Source organism: Amycolatopsis sp. NPDC043887 (assembly GCF_056435665.1).
The window spans coordinates 321,386-338,337 of record NZ_JBWKEB010000003.1; the positions used below are offsets into that span (position 1 = coordinate 321,386).

Sequence of the window (16,952 nt, forward strand, 5' to 3'; positions counted from 1 at the left end):
GGCGACGACATGCGAAGCGGAATGGCCATTTCTCCGCGAAGTCACCCGAATGGAGCAGTAACGCCGCCGCCGAGTGGTCGCCCGGTCGGCGAACAGACCACCCGGGACGGGAACACTAAGATGGACTGGACTGTTACTGGCAATGACTTCGGAAATCATGAACATGGAGGCGGCGATGGCTACGGTGACCCCGGACTCGGCCGCCCCGGGCCTCTCGGAAGACCCCGGTCCGCATTCGTCGGCCCGTCCCCCCGCCGAACCCGCCGTGTCGGCCTCGCCCGCCGTCCTCTCGGACGCCGGCGACCTGCTCCGGGCACTCGCCGCACCCGTGCGCATCGCCATCGTGCTGCAGCTGCGTAACGCGGACCGGTGCGTCCACGAACTGGTGGACACGCTCGATGTCGCGCAGCCGCTGATCAGCCAGCACCTGCGGGTACTGAAGACCGCGGGTGTCGTACAGGGTGAGCGACGCGGCCGTGAGGTGGTGTACCGGCTGGTCGACGATCACCTTGCGCATATCGTGGTGGACGCCGTAGCCCACGTTCAGGAGGGGAAGTGAGCATGAGTCCGACGACGGCCAACAGTTCCGCGCCGGTGCCGGGACGCCGGTCGACGAAACAGCGGGCCGCCGTGGTCGAGCTGCTCAAGGAGATCGACGACTTCCGTTCCGCCCAGGAACTGCACGACGAGCTGCGCAAACGTGGCGACGGGATCGGGCTCACCACGGTGTACCGGACGCTGCAGTCGCTCTCGGAGGCGGGCGAGATCGACGTCCTGCGCACCGATACCGGCGAGGCCATCTACCGGCGCTGCTCGTCTCACCACCACCATCACCTGGTGTGCCGGATCTGCGGCAGCACCGTCGAGGTCGAGGGACCGGCCGTGGAGCGGTGGGCCGAGAAGATCGCCTCGGAGCACGGCTTCTCCGACATCAGCCACACCGTGGAGATCGTCGGGACCTGCTCGAACCACTGACGCCCTCTAGTGGTGCGATGAAGGACGCTTTCATAGCAAATTTTGCTATGAAAGCGTCCTTCATCGCACGCCGCAGGGGGCGCGGTCAGTACTCGTAGGGGTCCTTCGGCGCCGGCACCTGCCGCACCGAGGTGAGCGTCAAGTCCGGCATGTAGCTGTTCTCCCGCACCGCGGTCCCCGGCACGACCGTCCCGGTGACCTCCAGCCAGGTGTCGTCGCCGAATCCCGACGCGCCCTCGCCCACCATCCGCACGGTGATCGGGAAGGCGTCGGCGGCGCAGCAGCCGATCACCATCCTGGCCAGCATCGTGTTGCCCTCGTTGTGCACCACGAACCCGGACAGCCGCACCGTCCGCCCGTTCAGGCTGCCGCTCTTGTCCCAGCCCGCCCGGCTGACGAACTCGTTGACCTCCAACGGGACCACGTCCCCGGCGGGCAGCGGCGGGAAGGCGGCCGCGTTGCTGGCCGAAGCGCTTTGCGGCGCCCTGGCCTCGGTGCGCGTCACCGAATCGGCGCCCAGCGCGGGCGGCGCGACCAGGAACACGGCCAGCACCGGCACCATCAGCAGCCAGGCCGACCGGGTGTTGTGGTCGTGCGCGTGGACGTCCCCGGACACGACGGCGGCGGCCCGCGCGGCCAGCAGGTCACGGACGATCGCGACCGCGCCCAGCGCGACCATCACCGCACCGCCGGCGATGATCCACGGCTGTTGCGCGGGTTTGACGTAGCGCAGGTAGTCGCCGTTGATCGTGATCTTGAGCAGCGCCCCGCCGAGCAGGATCAGGAGGATGTTCTGGGTCTCGCGTTTCACGCGCCACCTCCGAGGATGAGTACGCCGGAGACGACGGCGCAGGACAGCGCGACGACGAACGTCACGGGCGCGAACCGCAGCGCGAACGACTTGCCGAAGGTACCGGTCTGGAGCGCGAACAGCTTCACGTCGATCGCGGGCCCGACCACCAGGAACACCAGCTTCGGCAGCAGCGGCATCGCGGTCAGCGACGCGGCGACGAAGGCGTCGGCCTCACTGCACAGCGCCAGCACGACGGCGAGCACGGCCATCACCAGCACCCCGAGCACGATCTGCTCCCCCAGTACCCCGAACCATTTGGCGGGCACCAGGACGTTCATCGCGGCGGCGATCATCGCGCCGAGCACGAGGAACCCGCCCGCCTCGACCAGGTCCGCCCGCGCGGTCTCGGCGAAGGTCTTCCAGCGCGAACCGTGCTGGACCTCGGGAAGACGCCGCAAAGCGCGCTCCGCCATCCAGTCGAGCTTCCCCCACTTCGCCCACAGCCAGCCCATCACCATCGCCGTGGCGAGCGAACCGGCGAACCGGGCGAACACCATCTCCGGGTTCCCGGGGAACGCCACCGCGGTGGCCACCAGCACCACCGGGTTCACCGCGGGCGCGGCCAGCAGGAACGTCAGCGCGGCCGCAGGCGCGACCCCCTGTCCGATCAGCCGCCGCGCGACGGGCACCGACGCGCACTCACAACCCGGCAGCGCGACCCCGGCCAGCCCCGCGACACCGACCGCCGCGCCGGCCCGGCGAGGAAGCACCTTCTCCAGCACCCGCGCGGGCACGAACGCCGCGATCGCGCCGCTGATCAGCACCCCGAGCACCAGGAACGGCAACGCCTGCACGCAGACCGCGACGAACACCGTCGAGCCGGTCCGCAGCGCGGGCACGTCGAACACCTGCTGGAGCCAGCTCTGCCCGAGGATCGCGATCAGCAGGATCGCGCAGAGCACCTCGATCGAGGTGATCTTGAACCGCCGGGCGGGCTTCCGCTCCGGGGCGCTCCTGGAAATGGTTTCCATGCGCGCGATGATGCCAGGTGACCCTGCGTTCCGGCGGTCACTCCCCGGGAGCGGTCCCCAGCAGGTCCGAACGCAGCTGCGACGCCGTCGAGACGACCAGCATGAGCAGCGTTCCGAGCGGCGAGGAATCCATGCCCTCCGCCGGGAACGCGTACCTCAGCGTGATGTCGATGCCCTTCTCCGAGCGCACGACGCCGAGCGTCCCGAACAGGCCCTGTCCGGCGCGTTCCGCCGCAGAGGCCGCGATCGCCGGGTCGTCCGGCAGGTCCCAGGCGACGACGCAGGTCAGGCTCAGCACGGTCAGCCCTTCGGCCAGCCGGGTCGCCTGGATGACGCACGGGACGTCCGCGTGCGAGAAGGTCAGCGCGCCGTCGTCGTCGACGTGGACTTCGAGATAGCGCTCGAGGGCTTCCCGTGCCGACGTCAGCAACGCCGCCGTGTCCGCTGCTTCGGTGGTCATGCGGTCCCTTCGGAAGCCTTGTCGGCTTTGTCGACGGCCCCGCCGAAGCGGCGGTCCCGTTTCGCGAACTCGAGGCAGGCCCGCCACAGGTGGGTGCGGTCGAAGTCCGGGAAGAGCGTGTCCTGGTAGACCATCTCGGCGTAGGCCGACTGCCAGAGCAGGAAGTTCGACGTGCGCTGCTCCCCCGACGGCCGCAGGAACAGGTCCACGTCCGGCATGTCGGGCTGATACAGGTACTTCCCGATGGTCTTCTCGGTGACCTTGTCCGGGTTCAGCTTCCCGTCGGCGACGTCCTGGGCGATCCGCCGCATGGCGTCACCCAGCTCGGCGCGGCCGCCGTAGTTGACGCACATGGTCATGTTGAGCGCCGTGTTGTGCTTGGTCTTCTCCTCGGCGACCTGCAGTTCCTTGATGACGCTCGCCCACAGCTTGGGGCGGCGGCCCGCCCAGCGGATGCGGACGCCGATCGAACCGAGGTAGTCGACCTGGCGGCGGATGGTGTCGCGGTTGAAGCCCATCAGGAAGCGGACCTCCTCCGGGCTCCGCTTCCAGTTCTCGGTGGAGAACGCGTACACCGACAGCCATTTGACGCCCAGCTCCACGGCACCGCTGGCGACGTCGATCATCACCGCTTCCCCGCGTTTGTGGCCTTCGATCCGCGGCAGTCCCCGCTGGTTGGCCCAGCGGCCGTTGCCGTCCATCACCAGCGCCACATGCTTCGGGAGGAGTTCCCGGGGGATCTCCGGCGGCCGGGCACCGGACGGATGCGGCTCCGGCGCGCGAAGTTCGAATTGTGACGCCTTGTTCTCGCGTCCCCTGCGCAGCACCTTCGAGCCTCCTGATCGAGCGAACCTGTGCCTGCGACCCTACTGCGCCTGCGTGCTGGTCTCCCGCGCACGCCTCTCCACCAGCGGCAGCGACCGCAACTGGCGCTCCAGATGCCACTGCAGATGGGCCGCGACCAGGCCGGACGCGTCCCGCCGCGGCACCGGCTGCGAAGCCTCGGCCACCGGCCACTCGCCGTGCAGGAGCGCCGCGAGCAGGGTCAGCACCTCCGGGGAGGGGTGGACACAGCCGGGGACCCGGCAATCCGGGCACATCGAGCCGCCCGCCGACACGCTGAACGCCTTGTGCGGTCCTGGCAGGCCGCACCGGGCGCATTCGGTGATCGCGGGCGCCCAGCCGGCGTACGCCATCGCCCGCAGGAAGAAGGCATCGAGGATGAGGGAACTGTCCCGCTCCCCGCCCGCGAGCGCGCGAAGGGCTCCGACGACGAGCATGTAGAGCTTGAGCACCGGCTCGCCCTCTTCGGCGGACAACCGGTCCGCCGTCTCGGCGATGGCGCTCGCGGCGGTGTAGCGCTGGTAATCGGCCACCAGGGGCAGCGCGAAGGCGTCGACCGTCTCGACCTGGGTGATCACGTCGAGGGAGCGGCCGGTGTAGAACTGGACGTCGACGTGCCCGAACGGCTCCAGACGGGCCCCGAAGCGCGATGACGTCCGACGCACGCCCTTCGCGACCGCACGGACCTTGCCGTGCCGCCGCGTGAGCAGGGTGACGATCCGGTCGGCCTCACCCAGCTTGTGCGTCCGCAACACCACTCCGGTGTCGCGATAGAGGTTCACCACCCCGACATCGTCCCACCCGGGACCGACATCGGGGTGGTGCGCCCCGGAATCAGCAGTAGCGGCCGTAGCAGCTCGGCACGGACGCGGCCGCGACGATCGAGATGATGATCATCACGATGGCGAAGAGGCAGCCGAGGCCGCCGATGATCGACGCGATCATGCACATGGTCCGTGTCGACCGTGACGCGTCCGCGGCGGCGGCGTAGTTGCCCTGCATCTTGTACGTGTTGACCTCGTTGGACTTCATGATCGCGAAGATCGCGATGATCCAGCAGAGGAAGATGCAGCCGATCGCCCAGCCCTTGTAGTCCTTGATGGCGTTGATGTCGCCACCGCCGCCCGGCATACCGCCCGGAGCGCCGTAAGGGGAAGGCTGGCCGTACGGGGCGGGCTGCCCGTAGGGAGCGGGCATGCCACCGGAGGGCGGCCCATAGCCAGGCTGCTGTCCGTAGGGCTGCTGCTGGCCGTAGGGGTTGGTCATGAAAGTGGTCCTCGTTGTTCTTTCGGCTACGGGTCGGGCTAGATGCTCGCGGCGACCAGGACGATCCAGAGAATGGAGAACAGGCAGCCGACCCCGCCGATGATCGAGGCGATCATGCACATGGTCTTCGTCGACTTCGACGCGTCCATGGCGGCGGCGTAGTTGCCCTGCATCTTGTACGTGTTGACCTCGTTGGACTTCATGATCGCGAAGATCGCGATGATCCAGCAGAGGAAGATGCAGCCGATCGCCCAGCCCTTGTAGTCCGGGATCGAGTTGATGTCGCCGCCACCGGGCATGCCGCCCGGAGCGCCATAGGGCGCGGGCTGACCGTACGGCGCGGGCTGGCCATACGGCGCCGGCTGGCCGTACGGCATCGGGTTCGCGCCGGAAGGCTGGCCGTACGGCGCGGGCGTGGCGCCGGACGGGGGTCCGTATCCGGGCTGAGGCTGCTGACCATAGGGCTGCTGGCCGGGGCCGGGCTGCTGGCCGTACGGGTTCGTCATCGGGTTCCCCACTTGTGTCGTGCTTCCCGACGGGTGGATCCCGCCGGTCGTTCCTTACTGCTGCGGTGTTCCGGGCCCGTTCGGCCCATCCGCTCCGGGCAACTGCTGCCTCAGCTGCTCCGGGGTGATCTTCTGCGTCGGCTCGGCTTCGTCGAACCCGGACGGCGCCTGCTGAGGCTGCTGCCCCGGGCGAAGGACCTGCGTCGGCTCGGACTCGCCCAGGGCCGGTCCAGGCTGGGACTCCGAGGACGGCGCCGCGGTTCCCTGCGGCTGCTGTCCGAACGGCTGGGGCTGCTGGGGCGCGCCGAACGGCTGCTGCGGCTGCTGGCCGAACGGCGAGGGCGGCGCGGGGAACGACGACGAAGCCGGCTGCGGCGGCTCGGGGAATCCCGGCGCCTGGCCGAAGGGCGCCGACGCGGGCGCGGCGGCTTCGCCCGGCACGACGACGGTGCTGAGGATCTTGTCGGCGAACGTCTGCTTCTTCTGGTCCCACAGCGGCCAGAGGTAGCCGAGACCGCAAACCCAGCCGTCCAGGTTGTGGCACAGGTCCCGGACGAAGGCCATCAGCGGGCCGATCGGCTGCCCGTCACTCTCGCGGACGAGTTTGATCTTCAGGATCTTCTTGCCGAGCGACTGGCCGGTGGTGCCCATCTTGATCCACCGGTTGTAGACGGTCCAGGCGATCCCGGCGAGGTAGCCGACGACGGAGATGATGCCGCCGATGAGCGAATTCGCGTTCGTGGCGATGATGGCGCCGATGATCGGGAGCACGAAGATCGGCGCGAAGTCGATCAGCGACCCGGCCGCGCGCAGGCCCCAGTGGGCGTAGTCGGTCTGCGGGCCGAACTGGGCGGCCTGACCGAACGGCGAGGGCTGGCCCTGCTGCCCGAACGGCGAAGATTGCCCCGGCTGCTGGCCGAACGGGGACTGCGGCTGCGCGCCGAACGGCTGCGACTGCTGCTGCCCGAACGGCGAAGGCTGCTCGGCGGGCGCTTGCTGCCCGAAGGGCGAAGGCTGACCAGATTGCTGTTGTCCGAACGGCGAAGCCTGCTCACCAGGAGCCTGCTGTCCGAACGGCGAAGGCTGGCCACCTTGCTGCGACTGCTGGGCCTGTTGCCCGAACGGCGAAGGCTGTTCTCCCGACGGCTGCTGTCCGAACGGCTGCTGCGGCTGCGGTGACTGCTGCCCCTCCCCCGGCGGGGGCCCGGATCCGGGCGGCGGCTGCTGTCCCGGCGGCTGCTGTCCCGGCGGCTGCTGGCCGTAGGGAGTGGTCATCGAAATCCCCTCGCTGGTTCCTCGCCCCTGGCGCACGGGGCCTAGTGCGGCGACCCGGGGTGAATGTACGGCATGGGTACACACCGAGCAGACCGGTGCGCGGGAGCGTACTCGGTACCACCGACGATCCGGGCCTCGGCCCGGCACTCACACGTAGAGCGAGGTGAACGGGGCGAAGGGCAGGTTACGGATGACGAACCAGACGACGAACACGACACCGAACGCGAGCGGCGTCCAGCGCCAGTGCAGCCAGCTGTTCACCGCGCGGCCCCGAAGTCTTCCGACCGCCCAGGCGACGGTGCTCCAGACGAGCAGCAGAACGACCACAAAGGACACCGCGTTGTAGTGCAGCGCGGCGGGAATGTCCCCGTGCAGCGCGCTGTAGACCATGCGCATGCCACCGCAGCCGGGACAGACGATGCCCAGCAGGGTCTTGGTGGGACAGACCGGAAGCGGTCCGCCAGGGGTGGTGGGATCGCCCAGCCACAGGGCGACGCAGCCGAGGCCCGCACCGGCGGCGATGGCCAGGGGTGGTCCCAGCGCGCGGGCCTTCGCCTTGAACCCGCGCGCCGGGAATCCCGTGTAGACGGACGACGTCACGGCGTGTAGCTCGCCGCCGAAGCACCGATGATGATCATCACCACGATGAAGATGATGTACAGCAGGACGAGAACGCCGGTGGCGATCGCTCCCCACATGGACCACTTCTTCGCGTCGTCGGCGGCCTTCTGGGCTTCGGCGTGGAAGCCCTGCGACCACAACGTCTGCACCTGGCTCGACTTCACGATCGCCACGATACCCAGCGGCAAGCAACACAACACCGTGCAGAGAATGGCCCACACCAGGTTGTTGTCCGGCGGCGGACCGTAGTTCGGCACGCCGCCGTAGTACGGCTGCTGCGGCGGTGGCCCGCCCGGAGGCGGGTAGTTCGGGTACTGGTCGGTCATGAGGTCTCCCCCTCGATCGCCTCGATCAGCGGTAGGTGTTCATGTCGACGGAGGTCGCGAAGACACCGAGCACGACGACGAGGATGACGTACAGGATGGCGAGTACGACACCGACGATCGCCGCGATGATCGACCATTTCTTGGCCGCGTCGGCAGCTTCCTGCGCCGCGGCGGGCTGGCCCTGCGCCCAGAGGGTGTTCACCTGGTTCGCCTTGACGATGGCGACGATACCGAAGGGCAGGCAGCACAGGATCGTGGTGAGGATGGCCCACACCAGGTTGTTGTTGGGCGGCGGGCCGGGGTTGTTGAAGCCTCCACCGCCCTGAGGGTCGCCGGAGTAGTTGGGCAGGCCCTGGTTGTCGGTCATTTACCGCTTTCCCTTCACGAATGAGATGTGGAACTGCGACCCGGGCGCGCCGCCCGATCAGCGATCACCGGAGTCAAGGGTTGAGACTCTAAGGTCACCCGTCCGGTTCCACATCATCAACCGGTCTCCGCGACCGAATCGAGACATTCCGTTCAGTCAGAAGCCCAGCCGTCGCAACTGCCGGGGGTCGCGCTGCCACTCTTTGGCGACCTTGATGTGCAGGTCGAGGTAGACCTTCGAGCCGAGGAGCCCCTCGATCTGCTGCCGGGCGCGCGCGCCGACGTCCTTCAGCCGCTCACCCTTGTGCCCGAGGATGATGCCCTTCTGGCTCGGTCGTTCCACATAAAGGAACGCGTGCACGTCGATCATGTCGTCCCTGCCCTCGTGGGGCAGCATTTCCTCGACGGTGACGGCGATCGAATGCGGGAGCTCGTCCCGGACACCCTCCAGCGCCGCCTCGCGGATCAGCTCGGCGACCAGGATCTGCTCGGGTTCGTCGGTGAGTTCGCCGCCCGGGTACAGCTGCGGGCCTTCGGGAAGGTGCCGCACCAGCAGATCCGAGAGCGCGCCGACCTGGAAACCGTCCACAGCGGACACCGGGATCAGCTCGGCGAACTCCATGACCTCCTGCAGGGCGAGCAACTGCTCGGCGACCTGCTCGGGTTTCACGAGGTCCGTTTTGGTGACGACGCCGATCACCGGGGTGCGCTTGGCGATCTTCTTGAGCTCGGCGGCGATGAACCGGTCACCGGGACCGACTTTTTCGTTGGCGGGCACGCAAAGCCCGACAACGTCCACTTCGGACCATGTCGAGTGGACGATGTCGTTGAGCCGCTCGCCGAGCAGGGTTCTCGGCCGGTGCAGCCCCGGCGTGTCGATGATCACCAGCTGGGCGTCGTCGCGGTGGACGATGCCGCGGATGGCGTGGCGGGTGGTCTGCGGTTTGCTGGAGGTGATCGCCACCTTGCTGCCGACGAGCGCGTTGGTCAGCGTCGACTTGCCCGCGTTGGGCCGTCCGACGAAGCAGGCGAATCCGGAACGATGCGGCTCGGCCATCAGCTCAGCACCTTGCCACTGGGATCCGCGAGATAGACCGGGGCGTCTTCGGCGATGTCCCGCACCGCCTGGAGCGAGGCGCCGTTCAGGAGGGCGTCACCACTGACGACGACGGCGGCCTCGATTCCTTCGGCTCCGCTCGAAACGGCGGCGGCGACGGCGGCCTGCAGCGCGGTGAGCTTGAACGACGGCTGGTCGACCGTGCTCGCCGCGTAGGTGCGTCCGTCGGTGTCGCGGAGCGCGGCGCCCTCGGCGGCCTGGGTGCGGGCTCGCGCGGACCTGGCCAGGGTCACCAGCTTCTGGTCTTCGGCGTCCAGCTCAGGCATGTTCGACACTCCTGTCACTTTCATCAGGCTGCGGGACCCGGGTCCGGCGCCTGCCCTGGGCAGCGTCGGTCACCGCGTCCGCGTCGGCGGGGTGGACGACCACCGTGGTGATCCGCATCCGCCCGCGCCGGTCCTTACCGCCTTCGGCGAACAGCCGAAGCCCGGCGACCTCGGCTTCGGCCCCCGGCAGCGGGACCCTACCCAGTCGCTCGGCGAGCAGCCCGCCCACGGTCTCCACGTCGTGGTCTTCGAGGTCGATCCCGAACAGTTCGCCCAGGTCGTCGGTCGAGAGCCGGGACGAGACGCGGACCGCGCCGTTTTCGAGTTCTTCGACCTCGGGACGTTCGTCTGCGTCGGATTCGTCGGTGATCTCGCCGACGATCTCCTCGAGGATGTCCTCGATGGTGAGCAGGCCGGCGGTGCCGCCGTACTCGTCGACGGCGATCGCCATGTGGTTGTGGGAGACCTGCATCTCCTTGAGCAGGTCGTCGAGCCGCTTCGAGTCCGGCACGAAGCTCGCCGGGTTCATCAGCTCCTCGACCTGGCGCTGCGAGCCGCCCTCGGCCATGTACGCGGGCATGAGGTCCTTGATGTTGACCACGCCCACCACGTCGTCGACGGAGTCGCCGATCACCGGCAGCCGGGTGAACCCGGTCCGCAGGGCCAGCGCGAGCGCCTGGCGCACGGTCTTGTCGTGCTCGATCCAGACGATCTCCGTCCGCGGCACCATGACCTCGCGCGCGACGGTGTCACCGAGCTCGAACACCGAATGGATCATCTCGCGTTCGGATTCCTCGACGACGCCGCGTTCCTGGGCGAGGTCGACCAGTTCACGCAGTTCGACTTCGGAGGTGAACGGGCCTTCGCGGAAGCCGCGGCCGGGGGTGATGGCGTTACCGAGGACGATCAGCAGCCTGCTGAGCGGGCCGAGGATCGAGCCGAGGATGCGTACCGGCCCCGCGACGACCAGGCCGATCCGGTACGGGTGCTGGCGGCCGAGGGTGCGCGGGCCGACCCCGATGAGCACGTAGCTCACCACGACCATCACACCGGCGGCGACGACCACGGCGAGCCACAGCGGCTGGATCCAGCCGAGGACGTCGACGGTGACCAGCACGGTGGCGGTCAGCTCGCAGGTCATCCGCAGCAGCAGGATCAGGTTGATGTGACGGCGGCGTTCGGCGATGACCAGCGAAAGCTGACGCGCGCCGGGACGGCCGAGCCGGACGAGACCGTCGGCACGGGCCTTGGAGACCGTGCTGACCGCCGCGTCGGCGGCCGCGAACACCCCTGCGAGCAGGATCAGCGCGATGGCGATGACCAGCAGGGCCGCGGGACTACCCATTTCGGCGCCGCCTAGGCCGGCGGTTCGTCGGCGGGCACGGCGTCGAGGCCGGCGGTTCCGAGGAGCCTGTCGTCCGCGGACCGCTGCGCGTCGCGCTTGTTGAGCGCGGCCACGGCCGCCTGGAACTCGCCGAGGATCCGCTTCTGCAGGCCGAACATCTCACGTTCCTCGGCCGGTTCGGCGTGGTCGTAGCCGAGCAGGTGCAGCACGCCGTGCGTGGTGAGCAGGTGCAGCTCGTCCATCAGCGAGTGACCCGCCGTCTTGGCCTGGTCCTTCGCGAACGCCGGGCACAGCACGATGTCGCCGAGCAGCGCGGGCGAGGCGTCCGGCGCGTCGGGGCGGCGCGACGAGTCGAGCTCGTCCATCGGGAAGGCCATCACGTCGGTGGGACCGGGCAGGTCCATCCACCGCTCGTGCAGGTCCTCCATCACTTCGAGGGTCACGAGCAGGATGGACAGCTCGGCGAGCGGGCTGACCTCCATCTTGTCGAGCGCGAAGCGGGCGGCCGACACGATGGAGGCCTCGTCGACGTTCACGCCCGATTCATTGGCGATCTCGATGCTCATTTCTCATCCCCGATAGTGCGCGCCTTGGTCGATTCGGGCAACGGGCGCTCAATCCTCATCTCCGTTGCCCTTTCCAGCCGTTGCTCTTGTCCTGGCTGTCCTGCAGCGCCTGCCACTTCTCGTACGCGTCGACGATGTCGCCGACGAGCTTGTGCCGCACCACGTCCTGGCTGGTGAGCTGGGCGAAGTGCAGGTCCTCGACACCTTCGAGGATGTCGCGGACCACCCGCAGGCCGCTCTTCTGGCCGGTGGGGAGGTCGACCTGCGTGACGTCGCCGGTGACGACGATCTTGGCGCCGAACCCGAGCCGGGTGAGGAACATCTTCATCTGTTCCGGCGTGGTGTTCTGCGCCTCGTCGAGGATGATGAAGGCGTCGTTGAGGGTGCGGCCGCGCATGTACGCCAGCGGCGCGATCTCGATGGTGCCCGCCTGCATCAGCCGCGGGATCGACTCGGGCTCGACCATGTCGTGCAGCGCGTCGTAGAGCGGGCGCAGGTACGGGTCGATCTTCTCGTTGAGCGTGCCCGGCAGGTAGCCGAGGCGCTCACCGGCTTCGACCGCCGGACGGGTCAGCACGATGCGCGTGACCTGCTTCGCCTGCAGTGCCTGGACGGCCTTCGCCATGGCGAGATACGTCTTGCCGGTACCGGCGGGGCCGATGCCGAAGACGATCGTGTGCTTGTCGATGGCGTCGACGTAGCGCTTCTGGTTGAGCGTCTTGGGCCGGATCGTCTTGCCGCGCCGGGAGATGATGTTCATGCTCAGCACTTCGGCCGGTGACTCGTGGTCACCGGTGGAGAGCATGCCGACGGTGCGGCGGACGGTGGCCGGGTCGACCTGCTGGCCGCGGCCGGCGATGGTCACGAGTTCGGCGAAGACACGCTCCGCGAAGGCGACGTCGGCGGGTGCGCCGGTCAGGGTGACCTCGTTGCCCCGGACGTGGACGTCGGCGGCGAGGAGTTCCTCGGCGACGCGGAGGTTCTCGTCCCTCGAGCCGAGCAGGCTGAGCGCGGCGGCGTCGGGGATGGGGAATCGGGACTGGGCCGCCTCGGTGATCGCGGCCTCGTCGGTCTTCGTCGGGATGACGTCCGCGGGAACGTCGGGTCGGGCGGCTTCACCCGGTACGGTTCCGGCCACGTGGCCTCGGGCCTACTTCCTGCGCTTACGCTGCGATTTTCAACGACAGTGACGAGTTCGATGTTACTGGTTGCGGGTGCCGGCACGCAGTCCGGTTTCCGCGGGGCGCGCGCTTCAGCTCCCGAAATGCCCCAGCTGCTCGCCACCGAGCACGTGCGCGTGCACGTGGAAGACGGTCTGCCCGGCGTCACCGTCGGTGTTGAACACCACCCGGTAACCGGACTCGGCGATCCCCTCGATCTCCGCCACCTTGCGGGCCGTAAGCGCGACATCCGCCAGCAACTGCGGATCCGCCGCCGCCAGCTCCGCCACGTTCCGGTAGCGCTTCTTCGGCACCACGAGCACATGCACCGGGGCCTGCGGCGCTATGTCCCGGAACGCATACGTCGTCGCGTCCTCGTACACCTTGTCGGACGGGATCTCCCCCGCGATGATCCGCTCGAACAACGTCTCCGCGTCACTCATTCCCCCACCCTATCCCCACGCCGAGTACGTGCGCGGATGGCCGACACACGTGCGGAAATGGACGACACGCGTGATCAGACGGACGACACACAACCGAGGCGCCTCTACCTCACCAGGCGAGGGCCGCCAGGCCCTATGCCGGTACCGAAGACCTACGCACGCTCGGTCCCCTACGCACGCTTCGCTTTGCCACTCCGCCCGCCAACCCCCGCCGACCGCACCGTGGGGGGTCCGGGGGGCTCGGCCCCCCGGGCGATACGCGGAACCGCGCCGCGGCAGCGAATTTCGGGGCGGAGCCTGCGAAGCCCCGAAATGAAGATGCCGCGGCGCGGTGGAGCCTGGGGGTCGCTCCACCGCCGCCGCGGCTCCGCCGGACCGAGGGGGGAGGTGCCCGGCGGGGATTCACGCGCGCGACTGGGCTTCATCCCCAGTGGCGCGCCGAAACCGTGTGTTGCGCGTCAGTTGACGAGAGTAACGGCTGTTTGCGTGATCGCGCCATAACTCGCCGCAAATTAGTGGGGTGTTTTTTCACTTCCAGCGCTCCGTGAGAACCCCCAGCGCCCCGAGTGCCACGGCGGCGGCGGTGGAGGTGCGCAAAACGGTGGGGCCCAACCGAATGGCGGTCGCGCCGGCGTCGGTGAGGGTACTCAGTTCTTCGTCGGTGATGCCGCCTTCGGGGCCGACGACGAGGAGGATGTCGCCTTGTGCCGGGAGTTCGATCTCGGTGAGGCGGGTGGTGATGCCGGATTCGAGGACCAGCGCGCGGGAAACGGTCTGGGCGAGTTCGGCGAGTTCGCGGGTGGTGACGGGTTCGGCGACTTCGGGGACGTGGGCGCGGCGGGCTTGTTTGGCGGCGGCCCGGGCGGTGGTGCGCCAGCGGCTGAGGGCTTTGTCGCCGCGGGTTCCTTCTTCCCAGCGGGCGACGCTGCGCGCGGCGCGCCAGGGGACGATGGCGTCGGCGCCGGCTTCGGTGGCGAGTTCGACGGCGAGTTCGCCGCGGTCGCCCTTCGCGAGCGCCTGGGCGACGATGACGCGCAGGGCGGGCGGTTCCTCGATCCAGTGTTCTTCGATGGCGAGGGTGAGCGCCGCGTCGCGGCCCGCCTGGACGGCTTCGACGACGCAGCGTGCCATGCCGCCTTCGCCGTCTGAGAGCACGAGACGTTCGCCGACGCGCAGGCGGCGGACGGTGGCGGCGTGCCGGGCTTCCTCACCGTCGAGCGTGGTGCGCCCGGAGCCGGGCAGCGCGGCGGTGAGGAAGACCGGGAGTGTCGTCTCCGGCACGGGTTACCGGTGGTTCTTGGTGCGCAGCTTGGAGAACAGCCCGCCGGGCTTGGAGCCGTTCGAAGCGAGCGAAGGGACGTCTTCGCCGCGTTGCTGGGCGAGTTCGACGAGGAGGTCGCGCTGGGCGTCGTCGAGTTTGGTCGGCACCACGACGTCGATGTGGACGTGCAGGTCACCGCGGCCGTCGACGCGGCCGGAGGACCGCAGCCGCGGCATGCCCTTGGCGGTGAGCACGAGTTCGGTGGCGGGCTGGGTGCCCGGCTCGATGTCGAGTTCGTAGTCGCCGTCGATGAGCGTCTCGATGGGCACCGTGGCGCCGAGGGCGGCGGTGGTCATCGGGATGCGGAAGTTGCAGTGCAGGTCGTTGCCCTGCCGGACGAACACCTCGTGGGGGGCCTCGTCGATCTCGACGTACAGGTCGCCGGCGGGGCCGCCACCGGGGCCGACCTCGCCCTGGCCGGAGAGGCGGATGCGCATGCCGTCGCCGACGCCCGGCGGGATCTTGGCGGTGACGTTGCGGCGGGCGCGGACCCTGCCGTCGCCGCCGCACTGGCGGCAAGGGTCGGGGATGACCTCGCCGAAGCCCCGGCAGACCGGGCACGGACGGGCCGTGACGACCTGGCCGAGGAAGGACCGCTGCACGGACTGGACCTCGCCCGCGCCGCCGCAGGTGTCGCACGTCTTGGTGCCGGTGCCTTCGGCGGCGCCGGCGCCGCGGCACAGATCGCAGACGATGGCGGTGTCGACGGTGATCTCGCGGTCGACGCCGGTGGCGCATTCCTCGAGGGTGAGGCCGAGGCGGATGAGCGCGTCGGAACCGGGCTGCACGCGGCTGCGCGGGCCACGGCCGCGGCCGCCGCCACCTCCGGCGGCGCCGAAGAAGGCGTCCATGATGTCGCCGAGGCCGCCGAAGCCCGAGAACGGGTCTCCGCCGCCGCGGGCGCCGCCGTCCATCGGGTCGCCGCCGAGGTCGACGACCTTGCGCTTCTGCGGATCGGACAGCACCTCGTACGCGGTGGTCACCTCGCCGAAGCGGTGCTGAGCGTCTTCCGACGGGTTGACGTCGGGGTGCAGTTCACGGGCCAGTTTGCGGTACGCGCGCTTGATCTCCTGATCCGTCGCGTTCTTCGCAACCCCGAGAATGCCGTAATAGTCCCTCGCCACCGTCTTCGCCTTCTCCTTCTGACTTAGACCTCAACGCCGCGTTCAGCGGCCGGAGAGGATCTGCCCCACGTAGTTCGCCACCGCGCGCACCGCGGCGATGGTGTTCGGGTAGTCCATCCTGGTCGGCCCGACGACGCCCATCCCGCCGAGCAGCATGTCGTCCATCCCGTAGCCGATGGACACCACCGAGGTGCTGCGCATCTGCTCGTCCTCATTTTCCTCACCGATGCGCACGCTGATCGCACCGGGGTTGCGGGCGGCCGCCAGCAGCTTGAGCACGATGACCTGCTCCTCGAGCGCCTCCAGCACCTGCCGCAGCGATCCGGGGAAGTCCGAAACGTTGCGGGTGAGGTTGGCCGTGCCGCCGAGCACCAGCCGCTCTTCGGGGTGTTCGACCAGCGATTCCACCAGCACGGTACAGACGCGGGTGAGGCTGTCGCGCAGTTCACCCGGCGACTTCTCCGGCAGTTCGGCGACCGCCGCCGCGGCCTCGGAGAGACGGCGGCCCGCCAGCGCCCCGTTGAGCACCGTGCGCAGCCTGGCGACGTTCTCGTCGGTGATGACGTCCCCGAGGTCGACGGTGCGCTGGTCGACGCGGCCGGAATCGGTGATCAGCACCAGCATCAGCCGCGCGGGGGTGAGCGGCACCACTTCGAGGTGGCGGACGGCGGAGTTGGTCATCATCGGATACTGGATGACCGCGACCTGCCTGGTCAGCTGCGCGAGCAGCCGGACGGAGCGGCGCAGGACGTCGTCGACGTCGGTGCCGCTGTCGAGGAAGGCCGTGATGGCCCGGCGTTCGGCCGCGCTGAGCGGTTTGACCTCGGCGATCCGGTCGACGAACAGGCGGTATCCCTTGTCGGTGGGAATCCGGCCGGCACTGGTGTGGGGCTGTGTGATGTAGCCCTCTTCCTCCAGCGCCGCCATGTCGTTGCGCACCGTGGCGCTGGACACCCCGAGGTTGTGTCTGTCGACGATCGCCTTGGACCCGACGGGCTCCTGGTTGGAGACGTAATCGGCGACGATCGCGCGCAGCACTTCGAATCGGCGTTCTTCCGCGTTGGCCACCCGCACCTCCCTCGGCTCGTCCTCACAACGAGTTTACGGAAGGCGAAGTGCCCGGGGAGCCACCGGACTTCTTTGGGGCC

The 16,952-nt window shown here is 69.0% G+C and carries 22 protein-coding genes; 2 read left to right on the forward strand and 20 right to left on the reverse strand.

Annotated features, from left to right (window positions below; genetic code table 11):
- Positions 1-175 precede the first annotated feature (175 nt).
- Positions 176-559 carry an ArsR/SmtB family transcription factor gene (locus AC069H_RS10895; protein WP_478232127.1) on the forward strand — a complete coding sequence of 128 codons (384 nt, stop codon included), beginning with the start codon at positions 176-178 and terminating at the stop codon, positions 557-559.
- Between the two features lie 2 nt (positions 560-561).
- Positions 562-975: a Fur family transcriptional regulator gene (locus tag AC069H_RS10900; RefSeq protein ID WP_034316411.1), complete on the forward strand. Its 414-nt coding sequence runs from the start codon at positions 562-564 to the stop codon at positions 973-975.
- A gap of 85 nt (positions 976-1,060) precedes the next feature.
- Here the strand turns inward: AC069H_RS10900 and AC069H_RS10905 are convergent, their stop codons facing one another.
- The 20 genes from AC069H_RS10905 to hrcA all read right to left on the reverse strand — a co-directional run bounded on the left by AC069H_RS10905 (position 1,061) and on the right by hrcA (position 16,872).
- On the reverse strand, positions 1,061-1,786 hold the full coding sequence (locus tag AC069H_RS10905; protein WP_340685421.1) for a TIGR03943 family putative permease subunit: 726 nt from the start codon (positions 1,784-1,786) through the stop codon (positions 1,061-1,063).
- Positions 1,783-2,799 carry a permease gene (locus AC069H_RS10910; protein WP_478227725.1) on the reverse strand — a complete coding sequence of 339 codons (1,017 nt, stop codon included), beginning with the start codon at positions 2,797-2,799 and terminating at the stop codon, positions 1,783-1,785. Before AC069H_RS10910 ends, AC069H_RS10905 begins: the two co-directional genes overlap by 4 nt.
- Before the next feature lie 37 nt (positions 2,800-2,836).
- A complete protein-coding gene (locus tag AC069H_RS10915) occupies positions 2,837-3,259 on the reverse strand; it encodes a hypothetical protein (RefSeq protein ID WP_478232128.1) in 423 nt (140 codons plus the stop codon).
- Positions 3,256-4,086: an isoprenyl transferase gene (locus AC069H_RS10920; protein ID WP_340685422.1), complete on the reverse strand. Its 831-nt coding sequence runs from the start codon at positions 4,084-4,086 to the stop codon at positions 3,256-3,258. Before AC069H_RS10920 ends, AC069H_RS10915 begins: the two co-directional genes overlap by 4 nt.
- A gap of 39 nt (positions 4,087-4,125) precedes the next feature.
- Positions 4,126-4,887, reverse strand: coding sequence for a DNA repair protein RecO (gene recO, locus AC069H_RS10925; protein ID WP_125676128.1), 762 nt, complete (start codon positions 4,885-4,887; stop codon positions 4,126-4,128).
- Positions 4,888-4,936: 49 nt separating this feature from the next.
- Positions 4,937-5,368, reverse strand: a complete 432-nt coding sequence (locus AC069H_RS10930; protein WP_038517052.1) for a CD225/dispanin family protein — start codon at positions 5,366-5,368, stop codon at positions 4,937-4,939.
- Positions 5,369-5,406: 38 nt separating this feature from the next.
- On the reverse strand, positions 5,407-5,874 hold the full coding sequence (locus AC069H_RS10935) for a CD225/dispanin family protein (protein WP_091599740.1): 468 nt from the start codon (positions 5,872-5,874) through the stop codon (positions 5,407-5,409).
- A gap of 54 nt (positions 5,875-5,928) precedes the next feature.
- On the reverse strand, positions 5,929-7,149 hold the full coding sequence (locus AC069H_RS10940; protein WP_478232129.1) for an RDD family protein: 1,221 nt from the start codon (positions 7,147-7,149) through the stop codon (positions 5,929-5,931).
- Between the two features lie 147 nt (positions 7,150-7,296).
- The gene (locus AC069H_RS10945) at positions 7,297-7,749 is read right to left on the reverse strand and encodes a DUF2752 domain-containing protein (protein ID WP_478227722.1); all 453 of its coding nucleotides are present in this window, start codon (positions 7,747-7,749) and stop codon (positions 7,297-7,299) included.
- Positions 7,746-8,096 carry a CD225/dispanin family protein gene (locus AC069H_RS10950; RefSeq protein ID WP_478227721.1) on the reverse strand — a complete coding sequence of 117 codons (351 nt, stop codon included), beginning with the start codon at positions 8,094-8,096 and terminating at the stop codon, positions 7,746-7,748. The genes AC069H_RS10945 and AC069H_RS10950 overlap by 4 nt, the downstream gene beginning before the upstream one ends.
- Before the next feature lie 25 nt (positions 8,097-8,121).
- Positions 8,122-8,463 carry a CD225/dispanin family protein gene (locus AC069H_RS10955; RefSeq protein ID WP_478227720.1) on the reverse strand — a complete coding sequence of 114 codons (342 nt, stop codon included), beginning with the start codon at positions 8,461-8,463 and terminating at the stop codon, positions 8,122-8,124.
- 156 nt (positions 8,464-8,619) lie between these two features.
- A complete protein-coding gene (era, locus tag AC069H_RS10960) occupies positions 8,620-9,519 on the reverse strand; it encodes a GTPase Era (RefSeq protein WP_478227719.1) in 900 nt (299 codons plus the stop codon).
- Positions 9,519-9,845 (reverse strand): cytidine deaminase, encoded by a 327-nt coding sequence (locus tag AC069H_RS10965; protein WP_192745782.1) that lies wholly within the window; start codon positions 9,843-9,845, stop codon positions 9,519-9,521. The genes era and AC069H_RS10965 overlap by 1 nt, the downstream gene beginning before the upstream one ends.
- On the reverse strand, positions 9,838-11,190 hold the full coding sequence (locus tag AC069H_RS10970) for a hemolysin family protein (protein WP_478232130.1): 1,353 nt from the start codon (positions 11,188-11,190) through the stop codon (positions 9,838-9,840). Before AC069H_RS10970 ends, AC069H_RS10965 begins: the two co-directional genes overlap by 8 nt.
- 11 nt (positions 11,191-11,201) lie before the next feature.
- Positions 11,202-11,756, reverse strand: a complete 555-nt coding sequence (gene ybeY, locus AC069H_RS10975; protein WP_340685430.1) for an rRNA maturation RNase YbeY — start codon at positions 11,754-11,756, stop codon at positions 11,202-11,204.
- A gap of 55 nt (positions 11,757-11,811) precedes the next feature.
- Positions 11,812-12,894: a PhoH family protein gene (locus AC069H_RS10980; RefSeq protein ID WP_478227716.1), complete on the reverse strand. Its 1,083-nt coding sequence runs from the start codon at positions 12,892-12,894 to the stop codon at positions 11,812-11,814.
- A gap of 114 nt (positions 12,895-13,008) precedes the next feature.
- Positions 13,009-13,359 (reverse strand): histidine triad nucleotide-binding protein, encoded by a 351-nt coding sequence (locus AC069H_RS10985; RefSeq protein WP_478232131.1) that lies wholly within the window; start codon positions 13,357-13,359, stop codon positions 13,009-13,011.
- Between the two features lie 528 nt (positions 13,360-13,887).
- Complete coding sequence (locus AC069H_RS10990; protein ID WP_340685433.1) at positions 13,888-14,640, reverse strand: 16S rRNA (uracil(1498)-N(3))-methyltransferase; 753 nt, start codon at positions 14,638-14,640, stop codon at positions 13,888-13,890.
- Positions 14,641-14,643: 3 nt separating this feature from the next.
- The gene (gene dnaJ / locus AC069H_RS10995; protein WP_340685434.1) at positions 14,644-15,804 is read right to left on the reverse strand and encodes a molecular chaperone DnaJ; all 1,161 of its coding nucleotides are present in this window, start codon (positions 15,802-15,804) and stop codon (positions 14,644-14,646) included.
- 42 nt (positions 15,805-15,846) lie between these two features.
- Positions 15,847-16,872, reverse strand: coding sequence for a heat-inducible transcriptional repressor HrcA (hrcA, locus tag AC069H_RS11000; RefSeq protein ID WP_478232132.1), 1,026 nt, complete (start codon positions 16,870-16,872; stop codon positions 15,847-15,849).
- Between the last annotated feature and the right edge of the window lie 80 nt (positions 16,873-16,952).